Annotated in this window: 16 protein-coding genes; 6 read left to right on the top strand and 10 right to left on the bottom strand. The window is 56.5% G+C overall.

What is annotated here, in order from left to right:
- The first annotated feature begins 65 nt into the window (after positions 1–65).
- The 3 genes from AC2FJB_RS10315 to AC2FJB_RS10305 are packed head-to-tail and all read left to right on the top strand — an operon-like array spanning position 66 to position 3379.
- Positions 66–1178, top strand: a complete 1113-nt coding sequence (locus AC2FJB_RS10315; protein ID WP_117873215.1) for an ABC transporter ATP-binding protein — start codon at positions 66–68, stop codon at positions 1176–1178.
- 12 nt (positions 1179–1190) lie between these two features.
- Positions 1191–2111, top strand: a complete 921-nt coding sequence (locus AC2FJB_RS10310) for an ABC transporter permease (RefSeq protein WP_117873217.1) — start codon at positions 1191–1193, stop codon at positions 2109–2111.
- On the top strand, positions 2108–3379 hold the full coding sequence (locus AC2FJB_RS10305; protein WP_496718256.1) for an ABC transporter permease: 1272 nt from the start codon (positions 2108–2110) through the stop codon (positions 3377–3379). Before AC2FJB_RS10310 ends, AC2FJB_RS10305 begins: the two co-directional genes overlap by 4 nt.
- A gap of 40 nt (positions 3380–3419) precedes the next feature.
- Here AC2FJB_RS10305 and AC2FJB_RS10300 read toward each other — a convergent pair whose 3' ends face one another.
- The 10 genes from AC2FJB_RS10300 to AC2FJB_RS10255 all read right to left on the bottom strand — a co-directional run bounded on the left by AC2FJB_RS10300 (position 3420) and on the right by AC2FJB_RS10255 (position 14682).
- Positions 3420–5336: a beta-galactosidase gene (locus AC2FJB_RS10300; RefSeq protein WP_496718255.1), complete on the bottom strand. Its 1917-nt coding sequence runs from the start codon at positions 5334–5336 to the stop codon at positions 3420–3422.
- Positions 5333–6193, bottom strand: a complete 861-nt coding sequence (locus tag AC2FJB_RS10295) for an SMP-30/gluconolactonase/LRE family protein (protein WP_496718254.1) — start codon at positions 6191–6193, stop codon at positions 5333–5335. Before AC2FJB_RS10295 ends, AC2FJB_RS10300 begins: the two co-directional genes overlap by 4 nt.
- Positions 6190–6795: a 2-dehydro-3-deoxy-6-phosphogalactonate aldolase gene (locus AC2FJB_RS10290; RefSeq protein WP_257600987.1), complete on the bottom strand. Its 606-nt coding sequence runs from the start codon at positions 6793–6795 to the stop codon at positions 6190–6192. Before AC2FJB_RS10290 ends, AC2FJB_RS10295 begins: the two co-directional genes overlap by 4 nt.
- The gene (locus AC2FJB_RS10285) at positions 6792–7685 is read right to left on the bottom strand and encodes a 2-dehydro-3-deoxygalactonokinase (RefSeq protein WP_170345346.1); all 894 of its coding nucleotides are present in this window, start codon (positions 7683–7685) and stop codon (positions 6792–6794) included. The genes AC2FJB_RS10290 and AC2FJB_RS10285 overlap by 4 nt, the downstream gene beginning before the upstream one ends.
- A gap of 4 nt (positions 7686–7689) precedes the next feature.
- Positions 7690–8454: an SDR family NAD(P)-dependent oxidoreductase gene (locus AC2FJB_RS10280; RefSeq protein ID WP_496718252.1), complete on the bottom strand. Its 765-nt coding sequence runs from the start codon at positions 8452–8454 to the stop codon at positions 7690–7692.
- Positions 8454–10160 (bottom strand): IlvD/Edd family dehydratase, encoded by a 1707-nt coding sequence (locus AC2FJB_RS10275; RefSeq protein ID WP_496718251.1) that lies wholly within the window; start codon positions 10158–10160, stop codon positions 8454–8456. Before AC2FJB_RS10275 ends, AC2FJB_RS10280 begins: the two co-directional genes overlap by 1 nt.
- Before the next feature lie 54 nt (positions 10161–10214).
- Positions 10215–11555: an alpha-glucosidase/alpha-galactosidase gene (locus tag AC2FJB_RS10270; RefSeq protein WP_496718250.1), complete on the bottom strand. Its 1341-nt coding sequence runs from the start codon at positions 11553–11555 to the stop codon at positions 10215–10217.
- On the bottom strand, positions 11552–12400 hold the full coding sequence (locus AC2FJB_RS10265) for a carbohydrate ABC transporter permease (RefSeq protein WP_117873233.1): 849 nt from the start codon (positions 12398–12400) through the stop codon (positions 11552–11554). Before AC2FJB_RS10265 ends, AC2FJB_RS10270 begins: the two co-directional genes overlap by 4 nt.
- Position 12401: 1 nt before the next feature.
- Positions 12402–13328: a carbohydrate ABC transporter permease gene (locus tag AC2FJB_RS10260; protein WP_496718249.1), complete on the bottom strand. Its 927-nt coding sequence runs from the start codon at positions 13326–13328 to the stop codon at positions 12402–12404.
- 94 nt (positions 13329–13422) lie between these two features.
- Complete coding sequence (locus AC2FJB_RS10255) at positions 13423–14682, bottom strand: ABC transporter substrate-binding protein (RefSeq protein ID WP_496718248.1); 1260 nt, start codon at positions 14680–14682, stop codon at positions 13423–13425.
- A 141-nt stretch (positions 14683–14823) separates the two neighbouring features.
- Between AC2FJB_RS10255 and AC2FJB_RS10250 the strand changes: the two genes are divergently transcribed.
- The 3 genes from AC2FJB_RS10250 (at position 14824) to AC2FJB_RS10240 (ending at position 19217) form a co-directional block, all read left to right on the top strand.
- A complete protein-coding gene (locus AC2FJB_RS10250) occupies positions 14824–15630 on the top strand; it encodes an IclR family transcriptional regulator (protein ID WP_496718247.1) in 807 nt (268 codons plus the stop codon).
- Entirely contained in the window at positions 15627–16685 is a 1059-nt protein-coding gene (locus tag AC2FJB_RS10245) for an ABC transporter ATP-binding protein (protein ID WP_496718316.1), read from the top strand. The genes AC2FJB_RS10250 and AC2FJB_RS10245 overlap by 4 nt, the downstream gene beginning before the upstream one ends.
- A 318-nt stretch (positions 16686–17003) precedes the next feature.
- Positions 17004–19217, top strand: coding sequence for an NADP-dependent isocitrate dehydrogenase (locus tag AC2FJB_RS10240; protein ID WP_496718246.1), 2214 nt, complete (start codon positions 17004–17006; stop codon positions 19215–19217).
- The last annotated feature ends 411 nt before the right edge of the window (positions 19218–19628 follow it).

The raw sequence follows: 19628 nt of genomic DNA, 5'->3' as shown, positions 1-19628 counted from the left end.
CCGTCCCGGCGTGACGGACACTAATATGGTGTGGTGAAAACACGCACTTCAGGGAGAAACCAAAAATGAGTGCAGGGGTCGGAGTCGATCTGGAAAACCTGTGGATCCGTTTCGGTGACTTCGTCGCCGTGCGCGATGCAAACGTCAACATCAACGGAGGCGATTTCTTTTCGTTCCTCGGGCCATCCGGCTGCGGTAAAACAACCATACTAAGGGCTGTTTCGGGCTTTCTTGAACCGAGCGAAGGCAATGTTCTGATTGGCGGCAACAATATGCGCGGTATCGGGCCCAACAAGCGTCCGACAGCGCTGATCTTTCAGAATCTCGCTTTGTTCCCGCTGATGAAAGTCTGGGAAAACATTACGTTTTCCATGGAAATCAAAGGGGCCAGTGCTGCCGAGCGCCGCAGGCGTGCCGATGAGCTTCTGGACATGATTGCGTTGCCGGGGCAGGGAGACAAACTGCCAAGCGAATTGTCGGGCGGTCAGCGTCAGCGTGTGGCGATCGCTCGCGCTCTGTGCGCGGAACCGGACGTGCTGTTGCTGGATGAACCTCTGTCGGCGCTTGACCTGAAACTGCGCCAGCACATGCGGACCGAACTCCGTGAGATTCAGCAACGGGTCGGTATTACCTTTATCTACATCACGCACGATCAAGGCGAAGCGCTGACGATGTCAGACAATATCGCCGTCATGCGCGCCGGCGTGATTGACCAGATTGCCGACGGAAAAACGATCTATAACGATCCCAACACGGCTTTTGCTGCCTCTTTTGTTGGCGAAAACAATGTGTTCCGAGGAAAAGTCAAACAGGTGATGGGCACCGAAGCTTTGATCTCGACCAACCGCTCGGGTGATCTGGTGGCACGGATCTCAACTGCCAATCAGGGCAAGATGAAAGAAGGCGACGACGCGATGATGTTCATCCGACCCGAAGCCTTCGCCATTGCTCCTGAAGGGGCAACGGGAGATCATTTTGTCACTGCCCGGGTTAACCATGAAGAGTTCGAAGGAAACGCATTCAATATCTTTACCGAGGGTGAAGGCGGCAAGGAAATCAAAGTCTCGATCCCCAACCACGGGCAATCTTTCGACGATCACACCGGGCAGAACATCACGCTGGAATACGAAACGCACAATGCCGTCGTTGTTCCTGCCGGTGAACTGGCCGCAGAATAAGGGGATAAACTCATGCCCCATTTTCTGAAGGAATTCTTCAACCGCAACGGAACCGGTATGGGCTTGGCGATCCTGGGCCTGGTTCTGTTCTGGACCATCGGCCTGATCATCCTGCCGCAGCTGTCGATGCTGGATTTCTCGTTCCGTCCGAACCTTCCGCCGCCAGAGATTGGCGGCCCTAAGGACGTCTATACTCTGGAGAACTACAAATACTTGATCTATGGCCCGGAGGGCGGCAGTCAGGACTATAACACAGTCGACCTGAGGGTGTTCTTCCGAACCCTTGTGGCCGCTGTTTGTGTGACAATCTTTAACCTGATCATCTGCTACCCGATTGCCTACTATTTGGGTCAATCCGAAGGCAGCCATATCCGCATCTTCGCGATCATGCTGATCATTCCCTATTGGATTAACGAGATTCTGCGGGCCTTTGCGTTGCGCATAATCTTCGGTGAGACCGGGGTGCTGAACACGCTGTTCATGGGATTGGGTATCTGGGATGTGCCGTTTGATTTCATCCGCAATGACATCGCGCTCTATGCAGGTCTTGGGTATGCCTACATCCTGCTGATGATCTTCCCGATGTACAACGTCATTGAAAGTCTGGACAAAAACCAGATCGAAGCGGCACGCGATCTGGGTGCGCCGTGGTGGCGAATACACTGGCGTGTGGTCATTCCCTACGCCAAGCCTGGTATCAGCTCGGGTTGTACCATGGTTTTCATGTTGTCTGCCGGTGCATTGGCTGCACCGCAGATTCTGGGCGGTCCGTCCAGCTTGTGGTTCACACAGCTGATTTATCAGCAATTCAATGACAACAACGACTGGCCACAAGGGGCCGCGTACGCGATCGTCCTACTGGTCACTTGTATCCTGTTCGTGCTGGCCGTTATGCGCCTGTTCAAAGTGAACATGGGGGATATCGGGAAATGAACAATTCCTTCCTCCGTATAAGCATCTGGGTCTATCTGGCGATCTTCTTCCTGTACCTGCTGGGTCCATTGGTGATCATGTCGATCACTGCGTTCAACTCGTCCGGGTTCCCTCGGATGAGTCCGTGGGAATGCCTCACATTCCAGTGGTTCGGCGAGCTATTTCAGGATCAGCGGATCCTGAACGGTATTAAGAACTCGCTGATCATCGGTATTGGCACAGTCATCCTGTCAGTCGCCATGGGCCTGGCAGGCGCACTGTTGCTGACCCAGATCTGGCCAAAACTGCGCGCGACTTACTACACGATCATCATCGCACCGATCCTGATCCCCGGCGTGGTTCTGGGTATATCGACGCTGGTGTTCTGGGACCGGATCAACAGGATGTTGGGATTGGGGGCAGACAGCTTCCTTTCAAATGGCATCTTCCTGACGGTGATCGGCCAATCCACCTTTATCGCCAGCTACTGCATGCTGGTATTGGTGGCGCGTTTGCAGCGCTACGACATGGCGCTGACTGAAGCGGCGCTTGACCTTGGTGCCAGCCACGCACAGGCTTTCCGCAAGATCCTGCTGCCGTTCATGCGTCCGGCGATTGCATCAGCGGCAGTGTTGGCGTTCCTCGCATCGTTCGAGAACTACAACACCACCACCTTTACCTTCGGTGAATACCCGACATTGACGATCGAACTGGCTCAAAAGGTCCGTTATGGAATCACGCCCGCGATCTCGGCGCTGGCCTTCATCATCGTAGCGCTGACGGTTTTCTTTGCGCTCATGAACGAAGCCAAGCTGAAACGTCAGGAACTTGTGGCAGCAGCCCGCAAGAACGCAACGGTGGAAGAGCTTGCAGGTAAGATCAAACTGCCCAGCTTCTTTGCCGGTAACATGGCTGCTGTTCTACTGGTCGTTTTTGCCGTTGCAACGATTACCGTGGTTGGAACGGCGGCGACCTATAATCCTGCGCAGTGTATTGCCGATATCCGTGCGCAAAAGCAGTTGGAAGCGGAACAGCGGATCCAGGAGTTGCGCAAACAGCGTGAGGAACGTCGCAAGCAGCAAGAAGCTCAAGAGGCCGAACAGGGTGGCGGACAAACCGCGCCAAAACCATCCAATAACAGCGGCTTTGGCAATATGTTCGCCCCGAATTCTCTGGGTGGTGATGAAAACGAAGGCGAAGATGGTGCTTCTGAAACTGAAACCGCTCCAACTGGTAACAGTGGTTTCGGAGGGGTGTTTGACCCCAACAGCCTGCAAAGCGATGAATAGCTGTACAGGTTCATAGCCTTGGCATCCGCCCGGACTGACTTCAGGTCTGTTCGGGCGGGTTGCGTTTAAGGATTTTGACGTCACAGCCTTCGACGGTGTGTCCGTTCCAATCCACCGGTCCTGCATTGTAGTTGATCAGGAAGTCATGATTGGCCGTCTCACGCAATCGCAGGCCTTGCGGCATCGTGCGCAATGTCAAATCGGCTTCTTCCGCAGCCATGGCTATCACACGGTCCCAAAGGTCTTCATCCGGGAAACCTGCCAAGTACCAAATTCCATCTCCGGCCTTGAGCGCAGGTGTTTCGTCTTCGAAACTCAGCAGATCTTCAGCTTCTCCTGATAGCCGGTCGATCCAATGCCGCGCCGCGCCTCCTCCACGAACCTTACGGTGAATTGCAGGTGGCAGAGTTTCTACCAGATCGACGTTGCAATCTATCATGCTCAGACCGGGTCGACCGTTGTCAGGAATTTGAAAATCACGGGTGATCGCACCACTGCGTGGCCCCAGAACCGCAAGATCGCACCTGTTTGCCAGGCGTTGTTCCAACTCAGGTTCTATTCTAGCCAAACCGGGAGCAAGGATCAGACTGTAACGAGCGGAAATGTCGTTCGCCGAAACAAAGTCGACAGACAAACCGGCACGACGCAGCGCACGATATGCTGAAAAAACCAATCGGAAATAATCAAAACCCGCGCCTTGCGGTTGCGTCGACCACGCCCAATCCGAAGCATAATCGAACAGAATTGCCACCTTGGCCTGTACCTGTTGCACCGCACCCAGCTTTTTCAGATTGTCTGCGGTCTGGCGGGCCTCTGCCAGTGCGGGTGCAGGGTGATTGTTCGATGCCAGCAAGCCGGCATGCATCTGCTCTTGTGCAAACGGGGCTTGTCGCCAGCGGAAATAGCTTATCACCTCAGCGCCATGCGCCACAGCCTCAAGCGTCCACAGGCGTACCATTCCAGGAAGAGGTGCCGGGTTGTACGGGGCCCAATTCACCGGACCGGGTTGTTGTTCCATCACCCACCAACGGCCACGCCCTATGGCACGGTAAAGATCATGATGAAACGCCTGCATGTCCGGATCGCCCTGTTGTAAATAGGCGGTCTTGTGCGCTTCGTCGGCTTCCAGCCGGTCCGATAGAAAACCGATCGGATAACTGTCCCAGGTGGCGATATCCAGATCCGCGCCGACCTTGAAATGGTCGAAGTCCAGAACACGTCCCATGTAATTGTGCAAAAGCGGCGCATCGGTCAACGGGCGCAGCGTATCCACCTGAGCCCTGTTGAATGCTGCGACCTGATCCGAACTGAAGCGCCGGAATGCCAGCACATGAGCCGGGTTCGGCTCGGTCACGGTTTGATTGGGCAGGTCGATTTCGTTGAAGGTGCGATATTCCATCGACCAGAACACATTGCCCCACGCCCGGTTCAGCGTTTCAACGCTGTCGTACCGTTCGGCCAGCCAATGGCGAAACGCCTGTTGGGCAGCTGCGCTGTAGCTGAGAGTGGTGTCGTGACACCCATATTCGTTGTCAATCTGCCATGCGCCCACCTGCGGGTTCTTACCGTACCGTTCACCCAATATCCGGGCGATGCCGGTACATTCGGCGATATAGCCTTGATGGCTAAAGCAGTAATGCCGCCGGGATCCGAACTTGCGCGGATTGCCGTTTTCATCGGCGGCCAGCATGTCCGGGTGTTTGTCCAACATCCAGCGCGGCGGCGTTGCTGTTGGCGTGCCCAGCACGACCTTCAATCCGGCTGCACCGAGAGTCTCAATCGCGCGATCCAGCCAATCGAATTGTAAAACGCCGGACTGCGGCTCGATGCGACTCCACGCGAACTCGCCAATGCGCACCCAAGTCAGGCCTGTTTCGACCATTTTCGCGGCATCGTCGGCCCACATCGCCTCTGGCCAATGCTCAGGATAGTAACAAACACCCAGTTCCGGCTTCATAAGATGACCTTGTGTTCTGCCTGGCCCTGACCTGCATTTCGCGCGGCAAATGTCATGCCGTTGGTCGGTTGGTTTTCTATTGCTTCTGCGCCCAACCCCTGACGGGCCGTTGTGCAGAAAAGCGTATTTAGTTCATCGCCCCCGAAGGCGGGGCATGACGTATGTAATGCGTCATATGCAACGGCCTTCAGAAATGTGCCGTCGGCTGTGTGCGCCGCGATCCGGCTGGCGCCCCATTGTGCGATCCAGATATTCCCTTGGGCATCAATGACCGCACCATCCGGGTTCAGACCTTCTTTGCGCAAATCCAGAAAAACTGCGCTGTCGTCTTCCGGCCACCCGGTTTCGGCGTTCAGACGCCAGCGCCTGACTTGTTTCGTTGCGGTGTCGCAGAAATAGGCCACCGAACGATCAGGGGCAAAACAGATCGCGTTGGAGATTGTTACATCCGGAACCAATCGTCTCAACTCACCTTTCCAGAACCGATAGATTGATCCAGCCCCGGGTTCCGCCTGCTTGCCCATTGTTCCGATCCAAAACCCACCCCACGGGTCAGCGCGGCCATCGTTTGAACGGGTGACGGGGTTGTCCGCTTCCAGAGACACAATCAAATTCCGCTTACCGGATAGCAAATCAAAACGCCAAAGACCGGTTTCAGAAGCCATCAGAAGCGTATCGCGGTCCACCCAGCCCGCGGCCGAGACATGTTCATCGAAGCTCCAGCTTTTTGGCGTGCCCCGCTCGCGGGTCATCAGACGTTTGCCGATGATATCGAACCAGAAAAGCTGACGTCTTTCAGGATGCCACAACGGGCCTTCGCCCAACTCGCAGGGGCGGTCGTCAAAGAGGGTGCTCATCCGGCGACCTCGTCATAGGCCGTTACGATGTGTCGGGCGCGCTCGGCGATTTCGGCGACATCCATCCCGGGTTTGTAAAGTGCAGAGCCTATCCCAAAGCCATCTGCGCCCGCTTTGATCCATTGCCCGAAATTCTCGGGCCCGGCACCTCCAACGGCAAAAACAAGCGAGCCTATGGGCAAAACCGGGCGCAACGCGGCCAAACCCGCCGGACCAGCCATCACCCCCGGGAACAGCTTCAACCCGGTGGCCCCGGCCTTGAGGGCCGCAAAAGCTTCGGTCGGGGTGTAAACCCCCGGCCAGCTTTGCAAGCCCAACGCGACTGAACGCTTGATGACCTCGGCGTCATAGTTGGGTGATACGATCAACTTGCCTCCGGCAGCCGACACAGCGTCCACCTGATCGACTGTCAAAACAGTACCCGCGCCGATCAGGGCCTGGTTTCCAAACGCATCAACCAAAATCCCGATACTGTCGAGCGGGTCCGGAGAATTGAGCGGTACTTCGATCCGGTCGATGCCGGCATCGATAATGGCGCGGCCAACGGCTTTGGCTTCGTGCGGTTGCAAGCCCCGCAATATGGCGATGATGGGACGGCTCATGCGGTTTGCCTTGTCATGTTTCGGGCCAGCGCAAGCCCGGCCAGAGTTGCCTCGGTGGCATTCGCGGTTTCTACGAATGCACCTTGCCGTTGCAGGGCTGTTGCATATGTCTGCGACACGCCTTCTGCTCCGATAATGGCCAGTTGCTGCCCCAGCCAATACGGCCGTGTCGCGGCAAGTTCGGCTCCGATCAACATTCCGGAAAGGCGCGCGCGTGCGGTGGCTTTGGCCTGGCCTTGCAGCAAGTCCGCCGCTCGCAGGTTGAAAAGACGGGCAGCCAATTGTTCGGGTTTTGACAACGTATCCGCAACCGCCTCGGCGAAGGCGTTTTCGTCCCAGCCCGGACCTACAGAGTGTCGCAGCACGGACTGACCACACAGCAGGTCGAACAACTCACCCGTCATGAAGGTACGAAAGCTTACAACCTCGCCAGCGCTTACCTGAACCCATTTCGTATGGGTTCCGGGCAGGCAGATGACGCCGTCCCAATTCTGACGCGCGCCCAGAAATCCAGCAATTTGGGTTTCCTCACCCCGCATCACATCCGGCGGGGTTGTCTGTTTCAGGCCGGGTATGACAAAGGCCCGGATACGCGGGTCTGATCCGGGAACGCGGATCGGGACATCCGGCAAGGGGTCCGACGGCACGGTCGAATAAGGTGCTTCCACCCAGCCTTGGCGTGCGCCGACCATTCCGCAGGCGACCACATCCACCGGCGCGCCGGGCAACCAGTTTTCGATCAAATCCAGTAGGGCGGCTTGAAACCCGTCGGGTCCGACATGCGCCATCCCCTTGTCAGATTGCGCATGGTCCAGCGCGGTCGCACCCTGCATGGCCCAGGCCCGTAAGTGAGATGTTCCCCAGTCGACGGCGATCCACTCAGTATTCATAACATCACCCCGAAACCACAACGCCACCATCAACAGCCATACATTGCCCGGTCATCGCATGGCTGGCCCTGGACGCCAGAAAAAGTGTTGGTGCTATCATATCTTCGGGCTTCAGGTGCTCTTTCAGACATTGCCGGTCCAAATGTGCCGCCAGATCCTCGGGTGTGGCCCATTTGTCCAACTGTTTTTCCGTCAGAACCCAACCGGGGGCCAGAGCATTTACCCGGATTTTTCTCGGCCCCAGTTCACGTGCCAATGACCGCGTCATCCCCGTAATCCCAGAATTCGAGGTCGTGTAGATCGGATAACCAGCATTACCCATCATGTAACTGATCGAGCTGAAATTGATGATTGCCCCGCCATCTTTCATTTGCCGGGCGGCTTCCTGACACGCGAAATAATAGGCTTTCAGGTTCACCTCGATCATCCAGTCCCAGAACTCCGTCGTGGTTTCCTCAAGCGTATGACGTTGGTCGTTGGCTGCGTTGTTTACCAAGACGTTCAAAGGGCCATGAGCCTCGGCAGCTTTGGTCATCGTCGCGTGCAGCAGATCGGTATCCGTCATGTCGCCTTGCAGGAACAGCGGCGCGCGGCCGTGCTTGTCACGCATCTCTTCAACAAACCCGCTGGCATCCGACCGACCAATGAAGGCCACATTGGCCCCCTGTGCCATGAATCCATCTGTCAGCGCCGCACCAACGCCCGAGCCTCCGCCGGTGATATAGACCGAGGCCCCGTTCAGATCGTGGAATGTAGCTGGTTGGGTCATCAGTGGCTCTCTCTGGTCACGAGGCGGGTGTCTTTGCCCACAAGGAAATCCAGATCCGCCCCCTGATCCGCTTGCAGCACGTGGTCGATGTAAAGCTTCGCATAGCCGCGGGTATAGTGCGGATCATCCGGTTGCCACGCGGCGCGACGGGCGTCCAGTTCGTTTTCGTCCACAAGCAGTTCCAGTTCGCCGCTTCTGGCTGAAACACGGATGCGGTCTCCGGTTTTGACCAGCGCCAGCGTGCCACCCGCCTGTGCTTCGGGACTGACATGCAAAATGACGGTGCCATAAGCTGTTCCCGACATGCGGGCGTCCGAGATCCGGATCATGTCTCGTACACCCTCTTTCACCAATTTCGCCGGAATTGGCATGTTGCCGACCTCGGGCATGCCCGGATACCCCTTGGGGCCACACCCCTTGAGCACCAGAATGCTCTTGGCCGTGACTGGCAGGTCTTCACGGTCGATATTGGCCTTCAGGTCTTCGATGTTGTCGAACACGAAAGCCTCGCCCTCGGTTTCAAGAAGCGCGTCAGTGGCCGCCGAAGGCTTGACGATTGCCCCATTCGGCGCAAGGTTGCCGCGCAGAACGCGCAAACCTGCGGCGGGTTTCACAGGGTCGTTGAAGGGGCGGATCACATCCGTATTGAAACACTCGGCCCCTTCGAAATGGGCCGAGATGTCCTTGTTCAGCACCGTTTTTGCCGGGCGCAGAAAGGGTTTGAGTTCGTTCAGCACGACCGGCACGCCGCCTGCATAGCAGAAGTCTTCCATCAGGTACTTGCCGGAAGGCATGCAGTTGACCAGAAGTGGAATTTCGGACCCGATTTCAAAGTCTTTCAGGGTCAGGTCAACCCCGACACGTCCCGCCAGCGCCAGCAGGTGAACCACCGCATTGGTCGATCCGCCAACGGCGGCATTGGCGAGGATGGCGTTTTCAAACGCCTCTTTGGTCAGGATGTCCGATGGTTTGAGGTCTTCATCCACCATCTCGACGATGCGCCGGCCGGTCATGTGCGCCAGCGCCATGCGGCGGGCGTCGACCGCCGGAAGCGCGGCGTTGGTGGGCAGGCTCATGCCCATCGCTTCGACCAGCGACGCCATGGTGGACGCGGTGCCCATGGTCATGCACACGCCCGCGCTGCGCGACATGCCGGATTCGGCGTTCATGAAGTCCTGCAGGGTCATTTCGCCAGCCCGCACCGCCTCAGAGAATTTCCAGACATCAGTGCCGGAGCCGATATCCTGTCCGCGATATTTACCGTTCAACATCGGGCCTGAACTAACAACGATTGAAGGCAGATCGACCGAGGCCGCTCCCATCAGTTGGCCCGGCGTGGTCTTGTCGCAGCCGCCCAGCAGCACCACGCCGTCGATGCCATAGGCGCGGATCGATTCCTCGACATCCATGGCCAGCAGATTGCGAAACAGCATGGCGGTGGGTTTCATCTGGGTTTCGCCCAGCGACATGACAGGGAATTCCACCGGGAAGCCCCCGGCCTCCCACACACCTCGCTTCACGCCTTCGGCCAGATCGCGCAGGCCCGAGTTGCAGGGCGTCAGCTCGGACCAGGTGTTGCAGATGCCGATGATCGGGCGCCCGTCGAACGCGTGATCGGGAAAGCCCTGGTTCTTCATCCACGACCGATGAATAAAGCCATCCTTGTCGAGTTTTCCGTACCAATGCTGCGAGCGGCGTTTTTTCATTTTGTAGGAGCTTTTCTTGGCAGGGTTGGGTTTGGTTTTTGAGAAATATGTAGATCAGGCTGCGCGGGCGGGGCGGCACCAACCAGGCAGCCATTCGGTATGGGTCGTCAGCAGATCCGTGACAAGGTTGCGGATTTGCCGCAAATCCAGCTCGGCGGCGGTATGCGGGTCCATCATGGCAGCGTGATAGATGTGTTCGGGGTCTTGTTCGGTCAGGGCCCGAACAGTCAGTTCCTGCACGTTGATCTGCGTGCGCATCAGGGCAATCAACTGCGGCGGGATGTCGGTGACGACAGAAGGCTGCACACCGTTGCTGTCAACCAGACAGGGGGTTTCGACCGCTGCTCCCAAGGGCAATTGCGCAATCTGGCCGGTATTGGGCAGGTTGCCATAGGCCATGTAAGGCGTGTTCGTAACGATCGCGTTCATCAGGTCCGCGGCGAATTCGTGGCTGCGCGTGACATCAATATTGCGACCGTCGGTCAGGGTCTTGGCCTGTTCCTTCCACGTCTCGACCTGCTCGACGCAGCGGGTGGGGTATTCGTCCAGCGGGATCGAGAATTCTTGGATCAAATCCTCGCGCCCGTCCTTGATGAACCACGGCACGTATTCGGCCAGGTGTTCTGAGCTTTCGGTGCAGAAATAACCCAGGTGATCCATCACCTCATACCGCACTTTGTTGGGGCAGCGCGGCATCAGCAGTGGCGCCTTGGGGAATTTCCCCGCGTGATAGCCCTGTCGCAGTGCCGGATACAGGTCGCGGCCCTGATGTTCCAGTTTCAGAAAGAAAGCGACGTGATTGACGCCCGCGACTTTGTAGCGAAACTCATCTTTTGGCAGATCCAGATCATGGGCCAATTCCTCGACCGTGTTTTGAACCGAGTGGCAAAGGCCCACATGTTTCAGGGTCGGGAAGCGTTCGGCCAGTGCCCAGGTGTTGATGGCCATCGGATTTACGTATTGCAGCAACGTCGCGTTCGGACAGAGTTGCATCATGTCCCCTGCGACATCCCAAAGCACCGGAACCGTGCGCAAACCTCGCATGATCCCTCCGACGCCCAGCGTATCAGCGATGGTTTGACGCAAGCCATACTGCTTGGGGATCTCGAAATCGGTGATTGTGCAGGGCTTATATCCCCCGACCTGAAACGCGGTGATGACGAAGTCGGCCCCGTCCAGCGCCGCGCGGCGGTCGGTATGGGTCGAGACGGTCGCCCCGGCCCCGACCGAGCGGATCATGGAACGCGCAACTGCTTCGCTTTCCGCCAGGCGTTCGGGATCGATATCCATAAGCGCAAAGTGACTGTCGGCCAGCGCCGGGGTCAACAGAGCGTCCCCAACGATGTTCTGCATGAAAATTGTGGACCCGGCACCGATAAAGGTAATTTTGGTCATTTCACAGCTCCGAGGGTCAAGCCCGCAATGAAGTGTTTCTGCATCAGGAAGAACATGGCCACCGGTGGCAGAGCCGCAACGATGGATCCTGCGCTCATCAATTGATAAGCCGCTCGGTATTGCGCGTTGAAACTGGTGATGCCTGCGGTCACGGGCTGACTTTCTGCGCCCTGTGTCAGGACGACAGCCCAGAAATAGTCATTCCAGATGAACGTGAAGATCAATACGCTGAGCGCGGCAATCGCAGGCTTCATCAAGGGTAGGACGACGTACCAGAAGATGCGCCATTCGCTGATGCCCTCGACCCGGGCGGCCTCGATCAGCTCGAAGGGCAGGGCGCGGATGAAGTTGCGCATGAACAGAGTGCAGAACCCGGTTTGGAAGGCGATATGGAACAGCACCAGCCCGGTCTTTGTGTTGTAAAGCCCAAGTTGCAGGGTCAGATCACGAACCGGCACCATCAGGATTTGGAAGGGCACGAAGTTTCCGGCCACGAACATGAAAAAGATCCAGAGGTTTGACTTGAACTTGTAGATGCCAAGCGCAAAGCCGGTCATGCAGCTGAGTGCCACCGCTCCGATCACTGTCGGGACAGTGATCATGAATGAATTCAGCAGGTATCGCGGCATGTCCGAATTAAAGAAGACCTGTCCATAGTTGAACGCGCCCTCAAAGCTGGACGGCATTCCCCAGTAGTTCGCGTTGGTGAAGTCAGCAGCCGGTTTCACCGAGAAAAGGGCAACCGCCAGTAGGGGACCCAGCCACAACAGAAGGGCCAATGGAAGCATGGCTTGATACGTGATCTGTGCCGCACGGGGTTGTTTTTCGATGGGTTTGGGAAACATCTCAGTGCCCCTTCTCTTCACGGTACATCGACCACAGGAAATAGGCGATAAAGCACAGCATGATCAGGAAAAGGATCACGGCAATGGCTGCGCCATAACCCATGCGGAAGCCGTATTCGGACAGGGCGACCTCGAACATGTAATAGGCCAGCACTCGGGAGGATCCGAACGGTCCACCTTGTGTCATGATCGAGATCAGGTCGAAAGATCGCAGTGCGCCGATGATGGTCACGACAAACGCGATAAAGGTTGCAGGCCGCAGTTGCGGGATAATGACGTGCCAGAGCATCTTCCAACCCTTGGCCCCGTCCAGGCGTCCTGCTTCGATCTGTTCCGGGTCTACAGCGTTCAGGCCGGTAAGGTACAGGATCATGCAATAGGCGGTTTGTGGCCAGAGGCCGGCGAAGATGATGCCATAGGTCACGAAACGCTCATCGCCCAACACGTTTACTGGGCCCAGGCCGAAGAAGCCGAGGAATTCGTTCAGCAACCCGAAGGTCGGATCGTAGAACCAGGTGAACACGAGCCCCACCACGACCTGAGAAATCACGAAAGGAAAGAAAAACAGGGACTTATAAAGGCGGATGCCCCAAACGGTCTGATTCAGGAACAGGGCGATGAACAAACCTGCCGGAATCGCAGCCAGGTAAAGGATCAGCCAGATCAGGTTGTTTTTCATCGAGATGTAGAAAGCATCCCGGTCCACCCATTCCCAATAAAGGTCTTCGTAGTTACGAAGGCCAACGTATTCGGCAGCGCCCAGGCCGTCCCATTCGTAAAGCGACAGGTTTATCGACTCGAACAACGGGATGATCACATAAACAGAAAAGAACAGAAGGCCAGGGGCCAGAAACAGCCAAGGGGCGATGCGTTGTTGGTTCCTGTGGAACCAACTTTCCTGTTGTGGAGAGTCAACGGCAACGGTCATAGGATATCTCGGATTTGGTGGGGTGAAGGCGGGCCGACGTCCGCCTTACTGTTGAGGGCGACGCAGGCCGGGCCTAAGCCCGGCCCATGCCGGGTCAGTTGTCGTAGATTCGCCCGCGAGCGCGTTCAAGTTTGGCCAGAATCCGGTCCAGTTCGTCTGGTTTAACCATGAATTCCTGAAAGCCCTCCATTGAGACTTTGGCCATTTCCGCAGGCGCATCGCGATCCCAGAACTGCGCAATTCCGCCAGGGCTGTTTGTGGACAGCATTTCAAAGCCCTGCTGCAGGAACTTGTCGTTATCCACAGACGATTGAGCGTTCACCGGTAACTGACCAAGGTTCGCGCCATTGTTGATCTCGGTCTGTTCCTCAGCAGAAACCACGTGGCGCAAGAATTCGCGAGCAGCTTCTTTGTTCGAGGCATTGGCCGGGATGTGGAACGTGTCGGTCGGCGCGTCTTCGGCCAACTCAACATCCGGGTTGATCGCGACGAACTGGTAAAAGTCCAACTGATCGTCGGTCAGTCCTGCCTCGCGAAGAGGTGCCACGGCAAAGTTGCCCAGCAAGATAGCTGCGGCGTCGCCCTGAACTATGAGAGGAAGGGATTCTTGCCAGCTACGCGCCGTGTGGTCGTCGGGGAACGCGCCCATGTCGATGAGTTGTTTCCAGTTCGCGAAGGTCTGCTTGACCCGGTCATCTTCCCAGCTTGCTTCGCCATTTGCCAGCTGATTGTGGAAATCAAACCCGTTGGTGCGCATGTTCAAATAGTCGAACCAGCCACCGGCGGTCCAATAATTCCGCGTTCCAATCGTGTAGCAGGTGCGTCCGGAATCGACGATCTTCTGGCAGTTGGCCAATTCTTCTTCCCAAGTGGTCGGTTCAGACAGGCCAAGCTCGTTAAAGATGTCTTTGCGGTAGTAAACGCCCCACTGGTAATAGGTATAGGGCACGCCCCACTGCTTGCCGTCGATGGTCATCGCGCCTTTTGTCGAGGCGAGGTTTTCGGCAATCTCGGGTTCTTCCCAAAGATCCGAGACATCCTCGAACAGGCCTGCTTCGACATAGGGTTTCATACGATTCGCCGCATACCAGTTGGCGACGTCAGGTGTGTCAGCTGTCAGGAAATTGCGGATTTGGGTCTTATAGGCCTCGCGATCGATCACGGTGGTTTCGATTTCCAACCCCGGATGCTGTGCTCCGAACCGCTCGATCATCGCTTCCATCGTCGCGCGGGGCGCCGGGTTTGATGTGTCGAGAAAAATCCGCAGCTCTCCGGTGAGTTCCGCAGCTGCCGGTGCCGCCATCGCGACACCGAGCGCCAGCGCAGCCGTCGTGCGCTTGAAAGTTGAATACATGGTCTCCTCCCTGTTGCTCCCATGCAAAGTTCCAAATAATGAAACCTTGTTTTATATATTGAAAACTACACATCGACTCGGTTACTGTTGTCAAGACCCTCGTGAAGATGGCGATGGATAAATGGAGGAGAGCGGAGATCCGTGTCAGGTGACGGAACTATAGGCAAAGCATGTGATGTGCTGGATCAAGTGGCGTCGTTTGAGCGCCCGGTTCGGTTCGCTGAACTTTTGGAAAGCAGCGATTTTCCAAAGGCGACCCTGTACCGATTCCTGCAAACCCTGACCAATCAGGGAATGCTGTCCTATGACCGCGACAGGCAGACCTATTCCCCTGGGATGCGGTTGGTACGGTTGGCCCATGCGGCATGGACGCAAAGCTCTCTGGCGCCGATTGCACGCCCTTTTCTGGATGCCCTCAGCCGGGAAACCGGTGAGACCGTGCATCTGGCGCAACTCGATTCAAGTCAGGTTCTTTACGTCGATAAACGCAACGCCGCGCAGCCTATCGAAATGTACTCTCAGGCTGGCAAGGTTGGCCCGGCCTACTGTACAGGGGTTGGCAAGGCGATGCTGGCCTTCTTGGATGAAGATGCGCTGAACAGGGCGATTTCCCAGCAAAGCTATCACCGCTTCACTGACAGTACTCTGACATCAGAGCAGATGTTGAGGGCGGATCTCGACCGGATTCGCAGCCGGGGATTTGCCATCGATAGTGAAGAGCATGAGCCCGGCATCATATGCATCGCATGCCCGGTTCTGACGTCGAACGGTCGGATGCTCGGTGCGATTTCTATAACCGGGTCTACCGAACGTATGGATTTCAACCAACTCGAGGCCTGGGTGCCGCGCGTACGGCGAGTGGCCGAACAAATCGGAACCGAAGCACAAGCGTGGCGATTCCCCGAAACGTGCCCAAGCCCCAGAAACGACAGGATGCAAGTGACATGACAGGTGTAACTCTGAACCAGGCAATCAAACGATACGGTCAGACTCAGGTCATTCATGGGATCGACCTGCAGATCGAAGATGGCGAATTCTGCGTTTTTGTTGGTCCTTCAGGGTGCGGAAAATCAACTTTATTGCGGATGATTGCGGGGTTGGAAGAAACTTCGGAAGGCGAAATTCACATCGGGACGCGCGAGGTGACACATATGGACCCGGCTAAGCGCGGCGTGGCCATGGTGTTCCAGACCTATGCGCTCTACCCTCACATGTCAGTGGCCGAAAACATGGGATTTGGCTTGCGCATGAACGGTGTCCCAAAAGCCGAGATCGACCGAAAAGTGCAGGAGGCTTCGAGCATTCTGAAGCTTGACCCCTATCTCAAACGCAAACCCAAGGCCCTGTCGGGGGGGCAACGGCAGAGGGTTGCGATTGGGCGGGCCATTGTTCGCGGGCCCGAGGTTTTTCTGTTTGATGAACCCTTGTCCAACCTGGACGCTGAGTTGCGGGTCGAGATGCGCGTCGAGATCGCGCGACTGCATCAGGAAATCGGTGCGACCATGATCTATGTGACCCATGATCAGGTCGAAGCCATGACGATGGCCGACAAGATTGTCGTACTGCGTGATGGCCGGATTGAACAAGTGGGGGCTCCGATGGATCTGTACCGCGATCCTGACAATCGGTTTGTTGCGGGCTTCATCGGTTCGCCCGCTATGAATTTTCTCGATTGCGATTATGCCGACGGCCACGTCACCCATCCCGCCCTAGGTCAGCCGTTACCGATTTCGGCAAACGTTCCTGCGGGAAAGGATAAGGTGACGTTGGGAATGCGTCCCGAACACATTTTCATAGACCGCTCAGCGGATACCTGCACCGTGGACCTGACTGAAGCACTTGGCGGTGTTTCCTACTCATATCTGCTGACGCCGAATGGCGACAAACTGATTGTGGAAGAACGGGAAGACCAACGTAGCAAAATGGGTGATCGGATTGGCATATCAATTCAACCCGCCCGTGCCATGGTATTTGATCCCGAGACAGGACAGAGGTTTCGGTAGTCCTTGGACACAACTCGAAGAACTTTGTTGGACCAGCCGCGCAGCTTCATGGAAAATATGTGGCGTGACCTGAAGCGAAACGCCAAAGACAGACGGGCGAAACGTTGAGCAGATAGCATCTAAGGTCATACACGCCCAGCCCGTGGCAAAACGCGCGGGCACAGATGATTGATTCCCAGCCCAACGTCATTTAAGTGAAGCCCTGTCAAAACAGAGTCACCCAGGGGCGGTATCGTGATCGCGCCCCTCCCGCGCCACGCTGAAGTGGCTTCAACTCTTGGATCGCACGCCCCGAAAGGCTTAAAAAGGTAAAAGAATATGGCAGATAAATCGAACTTCGACATATTGTATACCATTGTAGACGAAGCGCCCGAATTGGCCAGCGCCTCGTTCCTGCCCATCATTCGCAAGTTCGCTTCGGCTGCTGGCGTCAGCGTGGGCACCAAGGACATTTCACTGGCCGGGCGCATTCTGGCAGCCTTCCCCGAGAACCTGACGGATGAGCAGCGCGTCTCAGACGATCTGGCCGCATTGGGTGAACTGGTAAAGACCCCGGATGCTAATGTGATCAAGCTGCCGAACATATCGGCCTCGGTTCCGCAATTGGTGGCCGCCATAGAAGAGTTGCAATCGCAAGGTTATGATATCCCTGCACACCCGGAAGAACCCTCGACCGACGAAGAAAAGGCGATCCGCGCACGCTATGATGCCATCAAAGGCTCGGCCGTGAACCCGGTTCTGCGAGAAGGCAACAGTGACCGCCGCGCAGCCCGGGCAGTCAAAAACTATGCCCGGAAAAATCCGCATTCCATGGGTGAATGGGCCTCAGACAGCAAAACCAAAGTCTCGTCCATGTCTGGCAACGATTTCTACGCCAATGAGAAATCGGCGACCATCACTGCTGCCCAGGCGGGTGATGCAAGGATCGAGTTTGTCGGTAAAGACGGCAGTGTGACTGTTCTGAAGGATGCGTGGCCGTTGGCGGAAGGCACGGTGACTGATGCGACTTTCATGTCGGTCAAAGCTCTGTCGTCGTTCCTAGCAGAGGCCATCGAGGACACCAAGAAAGACGGCACAATGTTCTCGCTGCACCTGAAAGCCACGATGATGAAGGTCTCTGACCCGATCATTTTTGGCTATGCGGTCAAGGCCTGGTTGGTTCCGGTCTTTGAAAAATTCAGCGCTGAACTGGACGCGCTGGGTGTGAACCCAAACTCTGGTCTAGGAGACTTGCTTGAGCGGGTTCAAAACAATGCCGAGATCGTAGCCGCAATCGACGCGATCAAAGCTGATCGCCCGTCGATGTATATGGTGGATAGCGACAAGGGTATCACCAACCTGCACGTTCCTTCCGACGTGATCATTGATGCTTCGATGCCAGCGGTAATCCGCGCGGGCGGCAAGGGTTGGGATGAATCCGGTGCCAAGGGTGACACAAATTGCGTGATCCCCGATCGGTGCTATGCAACTGTCTATGATGAAAGCATCAAATTTTTCAAAGCCAACGGAGCACTGAATCCGGCCACTGCCGGTGCGGTCGCAAATGTTGGCCTAATGGCGCAAAAAGCCGAAGAGTACGGTTCACACCCGACCACCTTTCAAGCGCCTGCCGATGGCACCATCCGCATTGTGCTGGCCAATGGTAAAACACTGCACGAGCACGCTGTTGAAAAGGGTGACATCTGGCGCGCCTGCACTGCCAAGAAAGCACCGATCGAAAACTGGATTCAACTGGCGATGGACCGCCAGCGCCTGACCGGGTCCGAGGCGATCTTCTGGTTGGACGCAAACCGCGCTCACGATGCCGAGCTGATCAAATACGTAAAGCCGGCGCTCGAGGCGGCTGGCGTTGCCGACAAGTTCCAGATCATGGCTCCGCGCGAGGCAACCCGCCAGTCATTGGAGACCATAACAGCCGGGAAAGATACAATTGCCATCACGGGCAACGTGCTTCGGGATTACCTGACGGACCTGTTCCCGATCCTCGAACTGGGTACCTCGGCCAAGATGCTGTCGATCGTCAAGCTGATGAATGGCGGCGGTCTGTTCGAAACCGGGGCAGGGGGCTCGGCCCCGAAGCACGTTCAGCAATTGGTCGAGGAAAACCATTTGCGCTGGGATTCGATGGGTGAGTTCTGCGCGCTTGGGGAGTCTCTGAACTTCCTGGCTGACACCAAAGGCAACGTGAAAGCAGGTGTTCTCGGCGCCGCGGCAGAGGCTGCAACTCAGGGCATTCTGGACAACAACCGCTCACCAAGTCGGAAAGTCGGCCAACCTGACAACCGCGACAGCCATTACTGGTTCGCGCGGTACTGGGCCGAAGCTTTGGCGGCCCAATCCGACGATGCAGAACTGGCAGATGAAATTGCACCACTGGCAAAAGAACTGGCAGACAAAGAAGAGCAGATCTTGTCGGAACTGGCCGCTGTTCAGGGACCAGCCGTGGACTTGGGCGGATACTATCACACCGACCCGGTCAAAACTGCAGCCGTGATGCGCGCCAGCGCTACGCTGAACGCAATCATCGGCTAATCACTGTCGAGCAAACGGGCGAGTTTCGTCCGACATCAGAACACGAAAGGACCGCCTTTGTGCGGTCCTTTTCATAAAACGCGGGATTGCCAAAAGACCGCGACAGCCCCAAACCGTGTGCCTGACCATCTGTAACTTGCTGTGGCTGCGCCGTTAAAACCAACCTTGTCACATTCTTTGAACGACATGCGCAATGTGTGCCCGGGAGACACCTGCGCAACACGTTGGATTTCAACGCTTGACCGCTCGCTCGCCGGGCACAAATTTCGATCGCTTTCCTGAAACTGAGAGCCGTGCAGTTAGCGAAGATCGAAACACCCTGATCCTTGGAAAAAATACAAGATTTACGGGATTCCCCCAATAGCGCCGACTTTCAGTCCGCGTTAGGTGTTTGGAGACAAAGATTTTCAC

Source organism: Ruegeria sp. CDSC085 (genome assembly GCF_059610465.1).
This window is presented reverse-complemented; position numbering and strand designations above follow the sequence as displayed.

What these genes read in the sequence shown, in the direction of transcription:
- AC2FJB_RS10315 (WP_117873215.1), top strand. Translation starts at nt 66, where the DNA reads ATGAGTGCAGGGGTCGGAGTCGATCTGGAAAACCTGTGGATCCGTTTC.
- AC2FJB_RS10310 (WP_117873217.1), top strand. Translation starts at nt 1,191, where the DNA reads ATGCCCCATTTTCTGAAGGAATTCTTCAACCGCAACGGAACCGGTATG.
- AC2FJB_RS10305 (WP_496718256.1), top strand. Translation starts at nt 2,108, where the DNA reads ATGAACAATTCCTTCCTCCGTATAAGCATCTGGGTCTATCTGGCGATC.
- AC2FJB_RS10300 (WP_496718255.1), bottom strand. Translation starts at nt 5,336, where the DNA reads ATGAAGCCGGAACTGGGTGTTTGTTACTATCCTGAGCATTGGCCAGAG.
- AC2FJB_RS10295 (WP_496718254.1), bottom strand. Translation starts at nt 6,193, where the DNA reads ATGAGCACCCTCTTTGACGACCGCCCCTGCGAGTTGGGCGAAGGCCCG.
- AC2FJB_RS10290 (WP_257600987.1), bottom strand. Translation starts at nt 6,795, where the DNA reads ATGAGCCGTCCCATCATCGCCATATTGCGGGGCTTGCAACCGCACGAA.
- AC2FJB_RS10285 (WP_170345346.1), bottom strand. Translation starts at nt 7,685, where the DNA reads ATGAATACTGAGTGGATCGCCGTCGACTGGGGAACATCTCACTTACGG.
- AC2FJB_RS10280 (WP_496718252.1), bottom strand. Translation starts at nt 8,454, where the DNA reads ATGACCCAACCAGCTACATTCCACGATCTGAACGGGGCCTCGGTCTAT.
- AC2FJB_RS10275 (WP_496718251.1), bottom strand. Translation starts at nt 10,160, where the DNA reads ATGAAAAAACGCCGCTCGCAGCATTGGTACGGAAAACTCGACAAGGAT.
- AC2FJB_RS10270 (WP_496718250.1), bottom strand. Translation starts at nt 11,555, where the DNA reads ATGACCAAAATTACCTTTATCGGTGCCGGGTCCACAATTTTCATGCAG.
- AC2FJB_RS10265 (WP_117873233.1), bottom strand. Translation starts at nt 12,400, where the DNA reads ATGTTTCCCAAACCCATCGAAAAACAACCCCGTGCGGCACAGATCACG.
- AC2FJB_RS10260 (WP_496718249.1), bottom strand. Translation starts at nt 13,328, where the DNA reads ATGACCGTTGCCGTTGACTCTCCACAACAGGAAAGTTGGTTCCACAGG.
- AC2FJB_RS10255 (WP_496718248.1), bottom strand. Translation starts at nt 14,682, where the DNA reads ATGTATTCAACTTTCAAGCGCACGACGGCTGCGCTGGCGCTCGGTGTC.
- AC2FJB_RS10245 (WP_496718316.1), top strand. Translation starts at nt 15,627, where the DNA reads ATGACAGGTGTAACTCTGAACCAGGCAATCAAACGATACGGTCAGACT.
- AC2FJB_RS10240 (WP_496718246.1), top strand. Translation starts at nt 17,004, where the DNA reads ATGGCAGATAAATCGAACTTCGACATATTGTATACCATTGTAGACGAA.